At 72.7% G+C, this 16,964-nt stretch carries 16 protein-coding genes and 1 tRNA gene; 14 read left to right on the forward strand and 3 right to left on the reverse strand.

Features of this window, described 5'->3' with window-relative positions:
• Positions 1-14 precede the first annotated feature (14 nt).
• Both ispD and ispF read left to right on the forward strand, forming a co-directional pair.
• Positions 15-782, forward strand: a complete 768-nt coding sequence (ispD, locus tag H4F90_RS03055) for a 2-C-methyl-D-erythritol 4-phosphate cytidylyltransferase (RefSeq protein WP_182661354.1) — start codon at positions 15-17, stop codon at positions 780-782.
• A 126-nt stretch (positions 783-908) separates the two neighbouring features.
• A complete protein-coding gene (gene ispF / locus H4F90_RS03060) occupies positions 909-1,433 on the forward strand; it encodes a 2-C-methyl-D-erythritol 2,4-cyclodiphosphate synthase (protein ID WP_182661356.1) in 525 nt (174 codons plus the stop codon).
• A 52-nt stretch (positions 1,434-1,485) separates the two neighbouring features.
• Here the strand turns inward: ispF and H4F90_RS03065 are convergent, their stop codons facing one another.
• The gene (locus tag H4F90_RS03065) at positions 1,486-2,154 is read right to left on the reverse strand and encodes a Smr/MutS family protein (RefSeq protein WP_328700811.1); all 669 of its coding nucleotides are present in this window, start codon (positions 2,152-2,154) and stop codon (positions 1,486-1,488) included.
• Positions 2,151-2,825, reverse strand: a complete 675-nt coding sequence (gene radC / locus H4F90_RS03070; RefSeq protein WP_182661358.1) for a RadC family protein — start codon at positions 2,823-2,825, stop codon at positions 2,151-2,153. The genes H4F90_RS03065 and radC overlap by 4 nt, the downstream gene beginning before the upstream one ends.
• A 79-nt stretch (positions 2,826-2,904) precedes the next feature.
• Here radC and H4F90_RS03075 point away from each other — a divergent pair, with 79 nt between their 5' ends.
• From H4F90_RS03075 to H4F90_RS03130, 12 genes are all read left to right on the forward strand, one after another.
• Positions 2,905-3,366: an FKBP-type peptidyl-prolyl cis-trans isomerase gene (locus H4F90_RS03075; RefSeq protein WP_182661359.1), complete on the forward strand. Its 462-nt coding sequence runs from the start codon at positions 2,905-2,907 to the stop codon at positions 3,364-3,366.
• Positions 3,367-3,380: 14 nt separating this feature from the next.
• Positions 3,381-4,373: a 4-hydroxy-3-methylbut-2-enyl diphosphate reductase gene (gene ispH, locus H4F90_RS03080; protein WP_182661361.1), complete on the forward strand. Its 993-nt coding sequence runs from the start codon at positions 3,381-3,383 to the stop codon at positions 4,371-4,373.
• 78 nt (positions 4,374-4,451) lie between these two features.
• Entirely contained in the window at positions 4,452-5,765 is a 1,314-nt protein-coding gene (serS, locus tag H4F90_RS03085; RefSeq protein WP_182661363.1) for a serine--tRNA ligase, read from the forward strand.
• Between the two features lie 72 nt (positions 5,766-5,837).
• Positions 5,838-5,925: transfer RNA gene (locus tag H4F90_RS03090), tRNA-Ser, on the forward strand.
• 208 nt (positions 5,926-6,133) lie between these two features.
• Positions 6,134-7,393 carry a tyrosine-type recombinase/integrase gene (locus H4F90_RS03095; RefSeq protein ID WP_182661365.1) on the forward strand — a complete coding sequence of 420 codons (1,260 nt, stop codon included), beginning with the start codon at positions 6,134-6,136 and terminating at the stop codon, positions 7,391-7,393.
• A 1,245-nt stretch (positions 7,394-8,638) separates the two neighbouring features.
• The gene (locus H4F90_RS03100) at positions 8,639-8,914 is read left to right on the forward strand and encodes a hypothetical protein (protein ID WP_182661367.1); all 276 of its coding nucleotides are present in this window, start codon (positions 8,639-8,641) and stop codon (positions 8,912-8,914) included.
• Complete coding sequence (locus H4F90_RS03105) at positions 8,911-9,261, forward strand: hypothetical protein (RefSeq protein ID WP_182661369.1); 351 nt, start codon at positions 8,911-8,913, stop codon at positions 9,259-9,261. The genes H4F90_RS03100 and H4F90_RS03105 overlap by 4 nt, the downstream gene beginning before the upstream one ends.
• 136 nt (positions 9,262-9,397) lie before the next feature.
• Positions 9,398-10,117 carry a hypothetical protein gene (locus H4F90_RS03110; RefSeq protein WP_182661371.1) on the forward strand — a complete coding sequence of 240 codons (720 nt, stop codon included), beginning with the start codon at positions 9,398-9,400 and terminating at the stop codon, positions 10,115-10,117.
• 98 nt (positions 10,118-10,215) lie between these two features.
• Positions 10,216-10,461: a helix-turn-helix transcriptional regulator gene (locus tag H4F90_RS03115; protein ID WP_182661373.1), complete on the forward strand. Its 246-nt coding sequence runs from the start codon at positions 10,216-10,218 to the stop codon at positions 10,459-10,461.
• Positions 10,462-10,490: 29 nt separating this feature from the next.
• On the forward strand, positions 10,491-10,817 hold the full coding sequence (locus H4F90_RS03120; RefSeq protein ID WP_182661375.1) for a hypothetical protein: 327 nt from the start codon (positions 10,491-10,493) through the stop codon (positions 10,815-10,817).
• Positions 10,818-10,826: 9 nt separating this feature from the next.
• Complete coding sequence (locus tag H4F90_RS03125; protein WP_182661377.1) at positions 10,827-11,189, forward strand: hypothetical protein; 363 nt, start codon at positions 10,827-10,829, stop codon at positions 11,187-11,189.
• A 2-nt stretch (positions 11,190-11,191) separates the two neighbouring features.
• On the forward strand, positions 11,192-14,113 hold the full coding sequence (locus tag H4F90_RS03130; protein WP_182661379.1) for a DUF927 domain-containing protein: 2,922 nt from the start codon (positions 11,192-11,194) through the stop codon (positions 14,111-14,113).
• A 981-nt stretch (positions 14,114-15,094) separates the two neighbouring features.
• On the opposite strand, the gene H4F90_RS03135 is transcribed toward H4F90_RS03130, so the two are convergent.
• Positions 15,095-16,699: a sensor domain-containing diguanylate cyclase gene (locus H4F90_RS03135; protein WP_182661381.1), complete on the reverse strand. Its 1,605-nt coding sequence runs from the start codon at positions 16,697-16,699 to the stop codon at positions 15,095-15,097.
• Positions 16,700-16,964: the final 265 nt, after the last annotated feature.

Here is a 16,964-nt window from a genome sequence, read left to right on the forward strand (position 1 = left end):
TTAAGATCGCCGCCATGACCTCTGCCCCGCCTGCGGCAAGCCCGGTGCCGTCCTTGACGTCCGGGGGCGCCCACCCCGCCCCTGCCCGCCTCCACCTGCTGCTGCCCTGCGCCGGCCTCGGCGAGCGTGCCGCCGCCGGCGGCCCCAAGCAGTACGCCCCGCTGGCCGGTCGGCCGCTGGTGGCCCACACCCTGGACGCCCTGGGCCGCGTGCCCGGGGTCGATCGCCTGCTGCTGGTGCTGGCCCCCGGCGACCGCCGCTTCGCCGAGCTGCTGCCCGGATGGGCCGGCCCCGGCCGCGAGACCGCCGCCGTCGGCGGCGCCAGCCGCGCCGAGACCGTGCGCCAGGGCCTGCAAGCCTTGCGCACCGCCGGCGCGGCCGAGGAGGACTGGGTGCTGGTCCACGATGCGGCGCGCTGCCTGGTCGAGCCCGCCTGGGTGCAGCGCCTGATCGAGGCCTGCCGCGAGGACCCGGTCGGCGGCCTGCTGGCCCTGCCCCTGGCCGACACCCTGAAGGCTGCCGGCCCCGAAGGCCGCGTCGAGCAGACCCTGGACCGTCGCGGCAAGTGGGCCGCCCAGACGCCGCAGATGTTCCGCCTGGGCCTGCTGGCCCGCGCGCTCGATGCCGCCGGCCCTGGCGTGACGGACGAGGCCAGTGCCATCGAGGCCCTGGGCCTGCGTCCGCGCCTGGTGCCCGGCCACCTGCTCAACCTGAAAGTCACCTGGCCCGAGGATTTCGCGACCGCCGAGGCCCTGCTGCGCCTGCGCGCCGCGGGGCCCTGAGGGCGGCCAGGTCGCCCGTCCACGCAGCGTCGCGCGCCCCTGGCCCCCGACCCACGCCCGGCCCCTCGTATCGGATCCTCAGCCCGCCCCCGCGCCTTCGGACGCCCCCACCCCAGCCTTCTGCCCATGACCGCCCCCCCACCGCCCGCCGCCAAGCTGCCGCCCCTGCCCTTCCGGATCGGTGAAGGCTGGGATTGCCACCGCCTCGTCACCGGCCGGCCGCTGATCCTGGGCGGCGTGAGCATCCCGCACAGCCACGGCCTGCTCGGCCATTCCGACGCCGACGCCCTGCTGCATGCCATCACCGACGCCCTGCTGGGCGGCGCCGGCCTGGGCGATATCGGCCGCCACTTTCCCGACACCGACCCGGCCTTCGCCGGCGCCGACTCCAAGGTGCTGCTGGCCGAAGCCCTCAGGCGCGTGCGCGCCGCCGGCTGGCAGCCCGGCAATGTGGATGCCACCGTTGTCGCCCAGGCCCCCAAGCTGGCCCCGCACATGCCGGCCCTGGTCGCCTCCGTGGCCGCCTGCCTGGGCCTGCCGCCGGAGCGCGTGAACCTCAAGGCCAAGACGGCCGAGAAGCTCGGGCCGGTGGGCGAGGGCCTGTCGATGGAAGCGCGGGCCGTCTGCCTGCTACTGCCGGTGGCGGGCTGAGGCCGCGGCCCCGCGCGAGCCGCGGGGCCGCGTGGTGCGCGCAGGAGCGCCCTCAGCGCCCGCCCGGCTCGCCCTTGAGCAGCACCACCAGCGCGCCGTGGCCGCCTTCGGCGGCGCTGGCCTGGGCGAAGGCCATGACCTCCTGCTTCTGAACCAGCCAGCTGCGCACCTTGCCCTTGAGCACGGGCTCGCGGCCGGGCGAGCCGTGGCCCTTGCCGTGGATCACGCGCACGCAGCGCAGGCCGGCGCGGCGCGCATCGCGCAGGAAGCTGGCCAGGCGTTCGCGCGCCGGGTCGCGCTGGAGGCCGTGCAGGTCGCACTGCGCCTGGATGGCCCAGTGGCCGCGGCGCAGCTTGTGCACCACGTCCAGGCCGATCTCGGGCCGGCGGAAAAAGAGGCCGTCGTCGGTTTCCAGCAGGTCCTCGACGTCGAAGTCGTCGGACAGGGCCTCCTGCATCACGCGCTTCTCGTCGGCCTCGCGCTGGCGCGGCAGGGGTTCGGGCCGGGGCCGTTCGGGGCGTGCCAGGTTGGGATCGGGCAGGGGGGTGACGGGGCCGACGGCCAGCTCGAAGGCGCGGCGTTCGCGGTCGGCGGCTTCGGCCCGGGCGCGGGCTTCGGCTTCGCGGCGTTCGGCCTCGGCGCGCAGCTCGGCGATGGCGCGCTGCACGGCATGCAGTTCGTGCAGGCCGTTCACGCTCAGGCGGGTCGGCAGGCGGCTCACAGCAGCCCCCGCTCGGCGAAGGACACGCAGCCGCCGCGGCCGACGACGACATGGTCGAGCAGGCGCACGTCGACCAGGGCGAGCGCCGTCTTGAGGGTGGCGGTCAGGGCCTCGTCGGCGCGCGAGGGCTCAGCGACGCCGCTGGGATGGTTGTGGGCGACGATGAGCGCGGCCGCATTGCGGGCCAGGGCGCGCTTGACCAGCTCGCGCGGGTGCACGCTCGTCTGGTCGATGCTGCCGTGGAAGAGCTCCTCGAAGCCCAGCAGGCGGTGCTGGCTGTCGAGGAAGAGGGCGGCGAAGACTTCCTGCTCGCGCGCGGCCAGCTGCAGGGCCAGGTAGTCCTTGACGGCCTGGGGGGCGGTGAAGACCGGGGCCTCCTTCAGGCCGGCGGCCAGGGCCCGGCGGGCCAGTTCGGCCACGGCCAGCAGCTCGGCCGACTTGGCCGGGCCCAGGCCCTTGACGCGGCCGAGCTGCGCCGCGTCGGCATGCAGCAGGCCGGCCACGCCGCCGCAGGTCTCCAGCAGGCGCTGGGCCAGCTGCAGCACGTCGCAGCCGGGGGTGCCGGTGCGCAGCAGCAGGGCGAGCAGTTCGGCGTCCGACAGGGCGCCGGGGCCGCGCTGCAGCAGCTTCTCGCGGGGGCGGGCGTCGGGCGGCAGGTGGTCGAGGGCCATGGCTCGGGCGTCGCGAAGGGGCGTCCGGGGCGGGCAGCAACCCCGTCCCTACAATCCACCCCAGTCTAGCCAAGCAAGGATGCCCCCCGTGGCCACGGTTCAGCCCGCTTCCTTCCTCACCCTGCATTACCGGCTCGCCGGCCCGGACGGCAGCGATGTCGTCAGCACCTTCGACGGGCCGCCGGCCACGCTCTCGCTGGGCAGCGGCCAGCTCGCGCCGGCCATGGAGCAGTGCCTGCTGGGTCTGGCCGAGGGCGATCACAAGGCTTTCGAGCTGCCGCCCGGTGCGGCCTTCGGCGATCGCAACCCCGAGCTGATCCAGCGCGTCAGCCTGGCCGTGCTGCGCCAGTACGGCGACCCGGACGAGACCTACCACGTCGGCGATGTCGTGCATTTCCCGACGCCCGACGGGCAGGGCGCCTTCGCCGGCGTGCTGCGCGAGCTGGGCCCGGCCGCCGAGGACTGGGCCCTGTTCGATTTCAACCACCCGCTGGCCGGCCTGCCCGTGCGCTTCGAGGTGCAGATGATCGGCGTGCTTTGAGCGGAGCCCTGGCCATGATCGAGCCCTCGCTTTCCCCCGTCGCCCCCGTCGGCGAGGTGCTGCTGGCCGAGCCGCGCGGCTTCTGCGCCGGCGTGGACCGCGCGATCGAGATCGTCGAGCGTGCGCTCAAGAAGTACGGCGCGCCAATCCACGTGCGCCACGAGATCGTGCACAACACCTATGTGGTGAACGACCTCAAGGCCAAGGGCGCCATCTTCATCGAGGACCTGGCCGAGGTGCCGGCCGGTGCCACCCTGGTGTTCAGCGCGCATGGCGTGAGCCAGGCAGTGCGGCTGGAGGCCGAGGCCCGCGGCTTCCGCATCTTCGACGCGACCTGCCCGCTGGTCACCAAGGTGCATGTGGAGGTGGCCAAGCTGCACAAGGAAGGCTTCGAGTTCCTGATGATCGGCCACAAGGGCCATCCGGAGGTCGAGGGCACCATGGGCCAGCTCAGCGAGGGCATCCACCTCGTCGAGGACGTGGCCGACGTGGCCCGCGTGCAGCCGGCGCAGACGGCCAAGCTGGCGGTGGTCACCCAGACCACCCTGTCGGTCGACGACGCCGCCGAGATCCTGGCCGCCGTGAAGGCTCGTTTCCCGCAGGTCCGCGAGCCCAAGCAGCAGGACATCTGCTACGCGACCCAGAACCGCCAGGACGCCGTCAAGCTGCTGGCGCCGAAGGCCGATCTGGTGATCGTCGTGGGCAGCCCGACCAGCTCCAACAGCAACCGCCTGCGCGAGCTGGCCGAGCGCCTGGGCACGCCGGCCTACATGGTCGACGGCCCCGATGACCTTCAGCCCGCCTGGTTCCAGCCGCGGGCCGGCCGGCCGCTCTCGGTCGGCCTGACCGCCGGCGCCTCGGCGCCCGACGTGCTGGTGCGCGCGGTCATCGAGCGCCTGCGCGCACTGGGGGCCGTCAGCGTGCGCAAGATGGATGGCGTCGAAGAGCACATCCGCTTCCCGCTGCCCCTGGGCCTGGGCGACAAGTCCATGGCCGAGCTGGGCTGAAGGCCTGCCGAGCCGTTTCCGCTTGCCCGGCCCCGCCGCAGCGCGGCCGGGCCCATTCCGAACCTGATCCCGATCCCCATGCTCGACATCAACCTGCTGCGCAAGGACCTCGACGCCGTCGTCGCCAAGCTGGAGCGCCGCAAGTCGCCGCAGCCCTTCCTGGACGTGGCGGCCTTCACCGCGCTGGAGACCGAGCGCAAGCAGATCCAGGTCCGTACCGAGGAACTGCAGGCCAAGCGCAACAGCCTGTCCAAGCAGATCGGCCAGCTCAAGGCCAAGGGCCAGGACGTGGCCCCGGTCATGGCCGAGGTGGCCGGCCTGGGCGACGAGCTCAAGGCCGCCGCTGAGCGCCTGGAGCAGGTGCAGGCCGCGCTCAATGCGACGCTGATGGGCCTGCCCAACCTGCCGCAGGACGAAGTGCCCGTCGGCCGCGACGAGACCGGCAACGTCGAGCAGCGCCGCTGGAGCCCCGCCGGCCCTGGCACCGACGCCGCGCCGCTGCCCTTCACCCCGCGCGACCATGTCGACCTGGGCGTCCCCCTGGGCCTGGACTTCGACACCGCGGCCAAGCTCTCCGGCAGCCGCTTCGCCTTCCTGCGCGGCCCGGTGGCCCGCCTGCACCGCGCACTCGCGCAGTTCATGCTGGACGTGCAGACCCAGCAGCACGGCTACACCGAGTGCTACACGCCCTACATCGTCAACCAGGAGGTGCTCGAAGGCACCGGCCAGCTGCCCAAGTTCAAGGACGACATGTTCTGGGTCAGCCGCGGCGGCGACGAGACGGCGCCCGCGCAGTACCTGATCTCCACCTCCGAGATCTCGCTGACCAACAGCGTGCGCGAGCAGATCCTCGACGCCGCGCAGCTGCCGATCAAGCTCACCGCCCACAGCCCCTGCTTCCGCAGCGAGGCTGGCAGCGCCGGGCGCGACACCCGCGGCATGATCCGCCAGCATCAGTTCGACAAGGTCGAGATGGTGCAGATCACGACGCCCGAGCAGAGCGACGCCGCGCTGCAGGAGATGGTCGGCCACGCCGAGCGCATCCTGCAGCTGCTGCAGCTGCCCTACCGCGTCGTGCTGCTGTGCACCGGCGACATGGGCTTCGGCGCCGCCCGCACCTACGACCTGGAGGTCTGGCTGCCGGCGCAGAACACCTACCGCGAGATCAGCTCCTGCTCCAACTGCGAGGCCTTCCAGGCCCGCCGCATGCAGGCCCGTTTCCGCAACGCGGCGGGCAAGCCCGAGCTGGTTCACACCCTCAACGGTTCCGGCCTGGCCGTGGGTCGCACCCTGGTGGCCGTGCTGGAGAACCACCAGCAGCCCGACGGCAGCATCGCCATCCCCGAAGCCCTGCGTCCCTACCTGGGCGGCCAGGCCGTGTTGCGCGCCTGACGCGCCCGGCTTGCCGAAGCCTGCCGAAGATCAGCTATAGTTGCGGGCTTCGCCGACCAGCGCACCGAATCAGGAGAGGTGGCAGAGTGGTCGAATGTACCTGACTCGAAATCAGGCGTACCGCAAGGTACCGTGGGTTCGAATCCCACCCTCTCCGCCAAACGACCTTCCGCCGGCCTCCGCCGAGGCCCGCCAAAGTCCACTAAAGCCCCGCCAGCCGGGGCTTTTTTGCGTCTGTACTGTCCACACAGGTCCACCGGAGACCGTGGACAGCCGGCCCGAAGCGGGGGCACATTTGGGGGCACGGCTGCGAAACCCTGGGGGCACATGCCCGCCAGGGGGCACAACGCGGCCCCGGAGGTGCCCCCATGCTGACCGCGACCGAGTGCAAGAACGCCCGCTGCCCCGAGGGCAAGAAGTGGAACCGCCTGAGCGACGGCGGCGGCCTCTATCTGGAGGTCTGGCCGGCTGGCCCCAAGAGCCCCGAGGGCATGAAGGCCTGGCGCTGGAAGTACCGCCACGAAGGCAAGGAGAAGCGCCTCGCCCTGGGCACCTTCCCGGCCGTGAGCCTGGCCGAGGCCCGCAGCCGCCGCGACGCAGCCCGGCGCCAGCTTGACGCCGGCACCGACCCGGCCGCGGCCCGCAAGGCGGCCAAGGCTGCCCCGGCTGGCGCCGAGTCCACCACGTTCGAGGCCGTGGCCCGCCGCTGGTGGGCGGACTGGGCCAGCAACAAGAGCGAGCGCCACGCCGCCTACGCCCTGCGACGCCTGGAGCAGGACGCCTTCCCCGTCATCGGCGCCCGCCAGGTGGCCGAGCTGACCGCCCCCCAGCTCGTCGCCCTGTCCAAGCGCATCGAGGCCCGCGGGGCCGGCGAGCTGGCCCGGCGCCTGCTGGCCACCTGCGGCCAGGTGCTGCGCTGGGCCGTGGCCCACGGCCTGGCCGAGCGCAATGCCGGGGCGGACGTGAAGCCCGGCGACGTGCTCAAGCCCCGTGACGTGGAGAACCACGCCCGCATCGGTGCGGCCGAGCTGCCCGAGCTGCTGCGCAAGATGGCCGCCTACGAAGGCAGCGCCGCCACCCGCTTTGCCCTGCAGCTTCTCGCCCTGACCTTCGTTCGCACGCAGGAACTGACCGGCGCCCGCTGGGGCGAGTTCGACCTGCAGGCCTGCGAGTGGCGCATCCCTGCCGAGCGCATGAAGCGCCGTCGCCTGCACGTGGTGCCCCTGAGCCGCCAGGCCGTCGAGCTGCTGGAGACCTGGCGCACCGCCCGCGGCGAGGCCCGCACCGGCCCGCAGGACCTGCTGTTCCCGGGCGAGCGCGACCACGCCCTGCCGATGAGCAACAACACCATGCTCTTCGCCCTCTACCGCATGGGCTACCGGGGCCGCATGACCGGCCACGGCTTCCGCGGCCTGGCCTCCACCGTGCTGAACGAGATGGGCCACCGGGCGGACGTGATCGAGGCCCAGCTCGCCCACGTCGAGGGCAACAAGGTGCGGGCGGCCTACAACCATGCGCAGTACCTGCCCGAGCGCCACGAGCTGATGCAGGCCTGGGCCGACTACATGGAAGCCGCCCGGGACACCGGCAAGGTGGTGCCCTTCCGCCGCGCCCGCCGGGCGGCCTGAGCGCCGCGAGGCGCAAGAGCGCAACGCCTCCGCAGGCAGTTGGGCAGCCTTCGCGCTGCTGGGCGGAGAGAAAGCGACTGCGGACACTGCGGACACTGCGGACACAAGGAAATGAGCGGGCTGGCGGGGTGCTGGGACTGCGGACAAACTGCGGACAGACTGCGGACACTCACTCATCCATCCCTGCCCTCAGGCGCAAGGCTGAGGCCTTCGACCTGGCCACGCGGCCCGCGAGCTGGCCGAGCTGCCCGAGCTGGCGCCGCGGCAGCGCAGCCAGCCGAGGACGGCGCCAGGCTGAGGCCTTCGACCTGGCCACGCGGCCCGAGCTGGCCGAGCTGCCCGAGCTGGCGCCGCGGCCGCGCAGCCAGCCGGGGACGGCGCCAGGCTGCGGCCTTCGACCTGGCCACGCCGGCTGAGCTGCCCGAGCTGGCGCCGCGGCCGCGCAGTCAGCCCGGACGGCGCCAGGCTGAGGCCTTCGACCTGGCCACGCGGCCCGAGCTGGCCGAGCTGCCCGAGCTGGCGCCGCGGCCGCGCAGCCAGCCGGGGACGGCGCCAGGCTGAGGCCTTCGACCTGGCCACGCGGCCCGAGCTGGCCGAGCTGCCCGAGCTGGCGCCGCGGCCGCGCAGCCAGCCGGGGACGGCGCCAGGCTGCGGCCTTCGACCTGGCCACGCCGGCTGAGCTGCCCGAGCTGGCGCTGCGGCCGCGCAGCCAGCCGGGGACGGCGCCAGGCTGCGGCCTTCGACCTGGCCACGCCGGCTGATCTGCCCGAGCTGGTGCTGCGGCCGCGCAGCCAGCGGAGGACGGCGCCAGGCTGCGGCCTTCGACCTGGCCACACCGGCTGAGCTGCCCCGGCCCTGGTGCCTTGCCCTTGTCTTCCCGAAAAGTCGGCGCGAAGAGTAGCCCCCGCACCCGTTTCGACCCGCAGTGCGTGTCGGCGCTTCGCGCTGCTGGCCAGGGCTTGACGCTGTGCGCAGGCGCCTGCACAGTCCGACACGCCGCTGCGTTGCAGCGGCCCGGGCTTGGCAGCCCGGCAAACAAGGCGCGGAGGCCGCGCCAGGCGCAACAGCGTCGAGCGCGGCCCTTCTCATTCCGCGTGCATGCGCACGGCACCGTTTGGCGGCCGGGCGCGGGAGGGCTTAGGCCCTGCCGGTCCCTTGTTTCCGGTCTGCCAACCCGCGTTCCGGCCGCCTCCTACCTCTTGGCAGAGGGGGGCCAGCCTGTACCGTCAAACAAGGAGCCTCACCATGGCTGACACCGTGTCTGCATCCGGCGAACTGCCGGCGCCCATCTCCTTCCCCCACATGCCGAAGCCGCAGCCGGGGCCGCGCTTTGACCGGACCCGCTTTGACGAGCGCTCCGCGCAGCTCGTCGGCTTGCTCAGCTTCCTGTCGGCGCAGGGCTGCGACGCCTTCAGCACTGCGCCCGCGACGCAACAGGAACCCGTGCTGTTCTTGCTCTATGACCTGGCGCGAGAAGTCCGCGAGCTGGTGATGGGTGCGGATCAAGAGGCCAGCGCATGAGCGCTGCCGCTTGCGACGATCTCCAGTCTCGGCTTCTTGCAGTGGCCGAGCTGGCTGGCCATGCTGCTGGCCACGCTGCCCTCCTGCTGGACGACCTGAACGCGGCGCCGCTGCCCGAGGACCACGCCGCATCCGAAAGGATGATCGAGGCCCTTGCGTCCGGCCTGGCCCTGGTGGGCTGGTGCGCTGACGCTGCCGCCACCCTGGGCGGGCAGCCGCCTACCCGCGACAGCGCGGCGGCCTGGCTGCTGCGGCCTGATCTTGCCGACAGGATGGCCGCACTGCGGCCGCTCGCCTCAGGTGCCCTGCCTGCTGCCGCACCGGCGGGCCGCTCGCCCCGCGGCTGAGCCTTCCGCTTCGCTGCGCCAGCCCTGCGACTGATCCCCGCAGGGTGCCGAGGCCTTCCCTTCCTCGGCGGGCGCAGCGATTCTTCAAGGGGCGCACAAGGGGTGCGACGATGGGCAAGCCGCAGAGGCTCAGGCCGTGAGGCCGTACACCTACGCCGAAGCCCGGGCCCGCCTGGTGGCCACTGTGCGGAGGCAGCTTGACCTGGCGAAGGATGCCGCCGAGCGGGCGAAGGATGCCCCCGAGCGGGCGACAGACCGCGACCGCCTGGAAGACCTGGCCGCGGCGCTGCTGGGCCTGGCCGATGACCTTGAGGGCTGGGGTACAGGAAAGCCTGCGAAGTCGCCCAGCGCCAGCGAGCGGAAGCAGATCAAGGCCCGCGACGATGCTGCCTGGGCTGCCTTCGACGATCCGGCCAGCCTGGCGCCGACGATGCCGCCCGCTTGGCAACCGAAGGTGCGGCTCTCGATGCAGGGCGCTGCCGAGCTGCTGAGTACGGCTCACGATGCACGGCACGGCGCGGGGGCCACGCTACATGTGGTTCATGCCCTCCACGACCTGGCCGAAAGCGCGACGGCGGCTGCGGCTGCATGTCGCGGGCCTGGGCCACGACTGGCCCCGTTCGACCTGGCCGCGCTGGGGGTGCTGGCGCTTTTCGCGCTCTACCCCGACGAGCTGCCGGGCAAGGTCACGAATTACGTTGACGGCCCGGCCTGCACCCTACTGGCTGAGCTTGCAAAAGAGGCGGGACTACCACGCGGGCCAGAGGCCTGCCTCAAGGCGATCCAGCGGGCCCGGAAGCGTGTTGATCCACACGACCTTCATCCGCTGTTGGCGGAGTGTTTCGGGCTCGTCTAGGTAATCCAGCCGCCGATTTTTTGCGGCGCGGCTTACCTTGATCCCGCGGGGTGCTGCCGGAACAGTGCGAGCCATCGCAACCAACCGAAGCCGCCGCCATGCACCAGAGTCCAGAGCCTTCCGGCGAACCTGTGCCGAACCCGCCGCAGGTTGAGCGTCTTCTGCGTCTGCCTCAGGTCTTGTCCATCGTCGGGCTCAGCACGTCTCGGCTTTATGAGCTGATTGCATCGGGTGAATTCACCAGCCCGGTGAAGGTCGGTCGCACAAGCCTGTGGCCCGCCTCTGAGGTCCATGCCTGGGTGACACGCCAAGTTGCAGCTTCCCGTCGCAAGGGGGGTGCGTGATGGGCAAGGCCGCCAACCGGAAGAAGGCGATGCGCGGGGCAGTCCATGAAGCCATCCAGCGCGAGGCCGCTGCGGCGCAAGCCGCGACGAAGGGAGCCCTGGCGCATGGCCAGACCTATCCCGCGCTTGCGGGCCTGGTGGGCCACATCCGTGCCGAGCTGGACAAGCGCCTTCGGCAGCCCGTCGAGTTCATGGGGGTGACGTACTGGCCGCGCGGCATCTTCAATGGCCTGGTGCTTCAGGTCTTCGACTGCGATCCCAGCGCCGACACCCTGCCGCTTGCAGTGGCCATGCTGGGCAGCCACCAGCCCGGCACCCCCTGGCCCCCGCACCCTGGCGGGCAGCCCCTGCACTGAGGGGGCGCCATGCAGCGCCAGGCCCCGCCACCCCTCCCGATGCAGGCGCCTGCACAAGCGGACAGCTCGCACCCGCTGGCGCTGGCCAGACGGTTCCGCCTCTCCGGTCGCATCGGCTACCGCGGCACCGCTGCACAAGAGGCCTTGATCCGCGAGCGACTGGAGCGCGGCCCGGCCACGCGGCATGAGCTGGAAGCGCTGGTGGGCTGCGGCAGCCTGACCAAGCGAATCAGCGCCATGCGCCGCAAGGGCCTTGACGTGAGCCAGTCCCTTGTCGAGCGACCGCTGCCGGATGGCGCCTTTGGCTTGCAGGCCCTGTACTGGCTGACCCAGCCCGACACCGCGCAGCGCGACCTGTTCACCGACACCTGACCATGACGCCTCACACCCCGGCCACCATCGAGGCGGCCCTCTTCTGCATCCCGGCTGCGCTGCCCCGCGACGAATGGGCCCGGGTCGGGATGGCCTTGAAGTCCGAGCTGGGCCCCGAAGGGTTCGAGCTGTTCGACCGCTGGAGCGCTGGCGCCGAGGGCTACCGCAAGGGCGACGCCCGCGCCACCTGGCGCAGCATCAAGCCCGGCGGGGGTGTCACCATCGGCACCCTGTTTGCCCTGGCCAAGGACCACGGCTTCAGCTTCCCCAAGGACAGCCAGGCCGCCCCGAAGCCCGACCCCGCCGCACTGGCCGAGCTGGCGCGAAAGCGCAAGGCCGACGAAGCCGCGGCCGAGGCCGAGCGATGCCAGCGCCAGGCGCAGGCCGCCGAGCGGGCCCGGGCCTTGTGGCACCGCGCCAGCGAGGCCGGCGCCTCGCCCTACCTGGCCCGCAAGGGCGTGCAGGCCCACGGCTGCCGCTTCCTGCCCGAGGGCGTGCTGCTGGTGCCCGCAGTGGACGCAGCCGGCGAGCTGGTGAACGTGCAGCGCATCCTGCCCGAGCGGCCGGCCGAAGGGCCGGACAAGCTCTTCACGAAGGACGCCCGCAAGGCCGGCACCTTCCACCTGATCGGCGCGGCCGAGGGCGCCGCCTGGCTGCTGGTGGCCGAGGGCTACGCCACCGCCGCGAGCCTGCACGAATGCACCGGCCGGCCCGTGGCCGTGGCCTGGGATGCGGGCAACCTGCTGGCCGCCGGCCGCGCCCTGCGCCAGCGCTTCAAGGCCGCCCGCCTGGCCTTCTGCTGCGATGACGACCGCGCCACCGCCGAGCGCACCGGCAAGAACCCCGGCCGCGCCAAGGCCAGCGAAGCCGCCCGCGCCTGCGCCGGCCTGGTGATCGCGCCCGAGGGCCTGCAAGGCGAGGAATCCGACTTCAACGACCTGCACTGCCGGGCCGGCGCTGCGGCCGTGCAGGCGGCCATCGAGGCGGCCCTGCAAGCCGCCGACACCGCCCGGCCGAGGCCAGCCCCTGCCGCACCAGCGAACGCAGCGCCAGCGGCCCGCCAGGCCCCGGGCTCAGGCGATGACACCGCCCCGGCGGCCGAGGAAGCGCCGGCCGGCCGCCAGGCCGCTGCGCGGCGCAAGGCCCCGGCCGCTGGCGCAGCCAGCGAAGACCCCGAGGGCGATGCCTTGCAGGCCGAGCGCGACCTGTTCCGCGTCGATGCCCTGGGGGTGCATCGCAACCTGCCACCCAGCGGCAACGGCGACGGCGGCGGCTGGCGCCGTGTCTGCGACCCGCTGCAGGTGCTGGCCCGGGCCCGGGATGCGCAGGGCGCGGGCTGGTCCCTGCTGCTGGCCTTCGACACCCCGGACGGCCCGGGCAAGCGCTGGCTGATGCCCCGCGAGATGCTGGCGGGCGATGGCACGCAGTACCGCGCAGCCCTGGAGCATCAAGGCTTCGCCACCCCGGTGGACACTGCCCGCCGCCGCTGGCTGACCGAGTACCTGGCCAGCCGCAACCCGCCCGAGCTGGTGCGCCTGGTGGACCGCACCGGCTGGCATGGCCGGGCCTTCGTGCTGCACGATGAAACCCTGGGCGGCGACCCCGGCGAGCCCATCCTCTTCCACGGCGAGAAGCCGACCGAACGCACCTTCGCCCAGCGGGGCGCCCTGTCCACCTGGCAGGCGCGGATCGCGCGGCCCTGCATCGGCAACAGCCGGCTCGCCTTCTCTGTGGCCGTGGCCTTCGCGGGCCCGCTGGTGGCCTGGGCCGGCGGCGACTCCGGCGGCTTTCACTTCGTGGGCGATTCGAGCTGCGGCAAGACCACGGCCCTGCGGGTGGCCGCCAGCGTCTGGGGCGGGCCGGGTTACATGCAGCGCTGGCGCGGCACGGATAACGGCATCGAGGGCCTGGCCGCGGCGCACTCCGACGCCCTGCTGACCCTGGACGAGCTGGCGCAGCTCGATCCCAAGGCGGCGGGCGAGGCGGCCTACATGCTGGGCAACGGCCAGGGCAAAGCCCGCGCCAGCCGCACCGGGGGCAGCCGGCCGCGCCTGTCCTGGCGCCTGCTGTTCCTGTCGGCCGGCGAAGTGGGCCTGGCCGACCACATGGCCGAGGCCGGCAAGAAGGCCCGGGCCGGGCAAGAGCTGCGGCTCATCGACCTGGGCGCCGATGCGGGCCGGGGCCTGGGCCTGTTCGACCATGCGGCCGAGGCCGGCAGCCCGGGCGAGCTGGCCAAGGCACTGAGCGAAGCCTGCGGCAAGTGCTACGGCAGCGCCGGCCGCGCCTGGCTGGAGCATCTGACCGGCCGCACCGACACCCTGGCCGCCGAGCTGCGCGAGCGCATGCGGGAGTTCGAGGCCGAAACCCTGAAGGCCGAGGCCTCCGGCCAGGTGGAGCGGGTGGCGCGGCGCTTCGCCCTGGTGGCGGCGGCCGGGGAGATGGCGACCGCGGCCGGCCTGACCGGCTGGCCCGAGGGCGAGGCGCACCGCGCAGCCCGGGCCGTGTTCGATGCCTGGCTGGCTGCGCGGCCGGCCGGCACCGGCACAAGCGAGCGGACTGCGATGCTGCGCCAGGCGCGGCACTGGTTCGCGACCAACGGCGAAGGCCGTTTCGTTCCATGGCACCGCGCCGACGATGACCGCCGCGGCCAAGTCATCAACCGGGCCGGCTGGCGGCGGGCCATCGAGACCGATGATGGTCTGGTGGAGGTGCTGGGCCTGGAGTGGTACGTGCTGCCTGAGGTGTTCCGCCAGGAAGTTGCCAAGGGCTGGGAGGCTCGGGCCATGCTGAAGCTGCTGGACGAGCTGGGCCACATCCGCCGGGAGAAGGCGGACGGCTTCACCAGCCGGGTGCGGGTGCCAGACGCTGGGCCCACCAGCGTGATCCGTGTCCGCTCAAGCCTGCTGGACGAGTCGGGCGAGTGATCGATGCAGGCCCGAGGGATCGGGCCCGGTCTTCGGTGGACCGTGGCGGACTGAGTGTCCGCAGTGTCCGCAGTGTTTGTCCGCAGTTGAACGGCCCGCAAACCCGCATGAATCCTCATGTCCGCAGTGTCCGCAGTGTCCGCAGTGCATTTCACAAGGAAGGCGCGGCGAGGGGGAACGGGCCGGCCTGCCGGCCCCTATGGCTGCGCGGGTGGTGCAGGCGGCGGCTGGGGTTTCTTCCGCGCCGTTGAGGGCCGCCGGCAGGACGACCCCAAGCCGAAGGAAGGCAGTCCGGCGGAGGCTGCGTCCTTCGTTCAATTCGCCTGAACGATCAACCCCGGATTGAGTCCGCAAGGCAAAGAAGGCGGAGGGGGTAGGGGGTCAGAAGTTAGGAGGAAAGTCCCCCTAGGACCGTTCCCGTAGCCTCATCTTTTGCGGCGGGAGTTTCCGGGGGGGGAGGGGTGTTCCGTCCCTGGGGCTTCAGCTCCTTTGAATGTCTCGCCATGTCTCACTGAGCTGGAGCGCCCGGCGGGGTCGCGCCGGCACCCGCCTGCCGCATCCAGTCGGGACCACGGCTCGGGCGCAGGCCCGAACGTCCGCCTAGGTTTCTGGCGTCGAACCATCGGCGCCGGATTCCCTGCCGAACCTGTGCCGCGCCTTCCTGGCCGGAACGTTCGAGTGATCGAACGCGGCATCGGGCTGGCGGACTGGCCCCAAGTGCTGGCGCCTGCGTCGCGGCCTGACAACATCAACGCGGCCCCGGCGGTGCCAGCCACACCAGCCACGAAAGCGGGCTCCGAAGGGGGCAGCATGCGAAGTCTGGGGGCACATTTGGGGGCACATGAAAAATAGAACAGCCCGAAAACCTAGGATTCATGCGGGTTGGCGAGGATCTTGTGACTCCCACCCTCGCCAAGACAAAACGGGCCCCCACGGGGCCCGTTTTCGTTGGCGGGTCGCTTGATTGACGAGTGACCGGAGTCAGCCGGGCGATGCCGGTCCCACGGCCCCCACGACCCGGTTGCGGCCCGCCCGCTTGGCCGCGTAGAGCGCGGCGTCGGCGGCCAGCAGCAGTTCGGTGCCGTCGCCGGCGGTGCGTCCGCTTTCGGCCAGGCCGATGCTGACGGTGATGCGACCGACCCCGGGCATCGGCAGTTGCGCGATCTCGCGGACGATGTGCCAGGCCAGGGCCTCGGCCGAACTGCCGGGGCTGTCGATCAGCACGAGCACGAACTCTTCCCCGCCGGTGCGTGCGCACAGGTCGGTGCCTCGGAATCGCTGGCCGAGCCAGCGGCCGAGCTCGCGCAGCACGGCGTCGCCGGTGGCATGGCCGTGCTGGTCGTTGACGGCCTTGAAGTGGTCGATGTCGAGTGCCATCACGCTGACCGGACTCTGCTGGCGGCGGGCCAGGGCCAGGGTGTGGGCCAGCCGGGGTTCGAGTCCCCGCCGGTTCAGCAGGCCGGTCAGCTGGTCGGTGTCGGCCAGATGGGCCAGGCGGGCATTGGCATCCTCGAGCTCGGCGGTGCGTGCACGGACTTCCTCTTCCAGCACGCGTTGGGCCTCGATCAGGCGCTGGCTCATGGTGGCGATGGCGCGCGACATCGCACGGAACTCGGCACTGCCGCGGTCGAACTGGGGGATGGCGGTGTCGAGATGGCCTTCGGCGATGCGCTGGGCGGCCGCGGCGATGCGCTCGACCGGCCGGGCCAGCCGCGCGCTGCTCCACCAGATGCCGCCCACCAGCACCAGGCCGAAGAGCAGCCCGGCCAGCAGCACCGTGCCGCCGAGCTGGTCCGCGTCGGCATGCACCTCGCGGCGCGGCTGCTCCAGCACGAGCAGCCAGTCGAGATCGTCGTCGGGGCCGCTCCAGCGGCTGCGCTCGACCAGCAGCGGGCCGGCGAAGCGGCCCGGGGTGCTGCCGAGCTCGGCATGGCGGTAGAGCGGGCGGCCGAGGCCGTCGCCCAGCATCACGCTCAGACCCTGGCGGGAGGCGCTGCCGGCCAGCACGCTTTCGAGCGCGGCGTCGGCCCAGTCCCAGCCACGCACTTCGACGAGCAGCCCGAGCACCTCGCTGCCGCGGCGGATCGGCACGACGAAGGCGAGCGCATGCTGGCCGCCGGCGGCGCCCACGCTGCGCAGCAGCGGGTCGTCGATCGGCTCCAGCCGGCCGCTGCGCAGGCCGCTGCCGAACCAGGTCTCGTCGCTCAGGCGATGGCCCAGCAGCCGTCCGCCGGTGGCGGTGCGGATGCGGCCTTGCAGGTCGACGATGCCGAGCCAGCCAGGGTGGCGGCTGCTGCGCTGCAGGCGGTCGACGAGGTCCTGCGCCTCGTGGCTGTCCAGCCCGGTCGACCAGAGGGTGGCGGCGTCGCCCAGGGTGCCGAGCACCTGCAGGCGGGCCCGTGCGGCCTGGCGCAGGGCCTGGTCGACCTTGTCGAGGAGGGCGAGCTGCTCCGTTTCGGCCGTGCGCTGAAGGCGCTTCACCACCAGGGTGTGCAGCAGGCCGGTGAACAGCAGCAGCGTGACCAGGGCCAGGCCGGTGAAGAGCAGTCGCGTGCGGCCGCGGAAGCCTCGGTGCAGCGGGGCCATGAACCTCCCAAAGTTGGTTTTCGGAACGCGGGGCCGGACGGCTGCGGCTTCGCGTCGCCGGCTTTGCGCGCGTGGGGCGGGCCGGTTTGCCATTGTTCGGGCCCGGCGTCGGCCGAACAAGGCGAGGCGGCCGCCCGGCCGGCCCGCGGGTGTGAGAGGGTCCACATCTGCGGGGGTTTCCCTGCGGGTTTGCCCCGGGTCGGGCGGGAAGACGGCGGCCTCGGCTCTAATGCGGACGTCTGGCCCCCTTCCCTCGCGGCCGGCG

The sequence above is a fragment of the Aquariibacter albus genome (assembly GCF_014145335.1).
Taxonomy (GTDB): domain Bacteria; phylum Pseudomonadota; class Gammaproteobacteria; order Burkholderiales; family Burkholderiaceae_C; genus Aquariibacter; species Aquariibacter albus.

What these genes read in the sequence shown, in the direction of transcription:
- ispF (WP_182661356.1), top strand. Translation starts at nt 909, where the DNA reads ATGACCGCCCCCCCACCGCCCGCCGCCAAGCTGCCGCCCCTGCCCTTC.
- ispD (WP_182661354.1), top strand. Translation starts at nt 15, where the DNA reads ATGACCTCTGCCCCGCCTGCGGCAAGCCCGGTGCCGTCCTTGACGTCC.
- serS (WP_182661363.1), top strand. Translation starts at nt 4,452, where the DNA reads ATGCTCGACATCAACCTGCTGCGCAAGGACCTCGACGCCGTCGTCGCC.
- H4F90_RS03125 (WP_182661377.1), top strand. Translation starts at nt 10,827, where the DNA reads ATGCAGCGCCAGGCCCCGCCACCCCTCCCGATGCAGGCGCCTGCACAA.
- H4F90_RS03095 (WP_182661365.1), top strand. Translation starts at nt 6,134, where the DNA reads ATGCTGACCGCGACCGAGTGCAAGAACGCCCGCTGCCCCGAGGGCAAG.
- H4F90_RS03115 (WP_182661373.1), top strand. Translation starts at nt 10,216, where the DNA reads ATGCACCAGAGTCCAGAGCCTTCCGGCGAACCTGTGCCGAACCCGCCG.
- H4F90_RS03075 (WP_182661359.1), top strand. Translation starts at nt 2,905, where the DNA reads ATGCCCCCCGTGGCCACGGTTCAGCCCGCTTCCTTCCTCACCCTGCAT.
- H4F90_RS03120 (WP_182661375.1), top strand. Translation starts at nt 10,491, where the DNA reads ATGCGCGGGGCAGTCCATGAAGCCATCCAGCGCGAGGCCGCTGCGGCG.
- ispH (WP_182661361.1), top strand. Translation starts at nt 3,381, where the DNA reads ATGATCGAGCCCTCGCTTTCCCCCGTCGCCCCCGTCGGCGAGGTGCTG.
- H4F90_RS03100 (WP_182661367.1), top strand. Translation starts at nt 8,639, where the DNA reads ATGGCTGACACCGTGTCTGCATCCGGCGAACTGCCGGCGCCCATCTCC.
- radC (WP_182661358.1), bottom strand. Translation starts at nt 2,825, where the DNA reads ATGGCCCTCGACCACCTGCCGCCCGACGCCCGCCCCCGCGAGAAGCTG.
- H4F90_RS03135 (WP_182661381.1), bottom strand. Translation starts at nt 16,699, where the DNA reads ATGGCCCCGCTGCACCGAGGCTTCCGCGGCCGCACGCGACTGCTCTTC.
- H4F90_RS03130 (WP_182661379.1), top strand. Translation starts at nt 11,192, where the DNA reads ATGACGCCTCACACCCCGGCCACCATCGAGGCGGCCCTCTTCTGCATC.
- H4F90_RS03105 (WP_182661369.1), top strand. Translation starts at nt 8,911, where the DNA reads ATGAGCGCTGCCGCTTGCGACGATCTCCAGTCTCGGCTTCTTGCAGTG.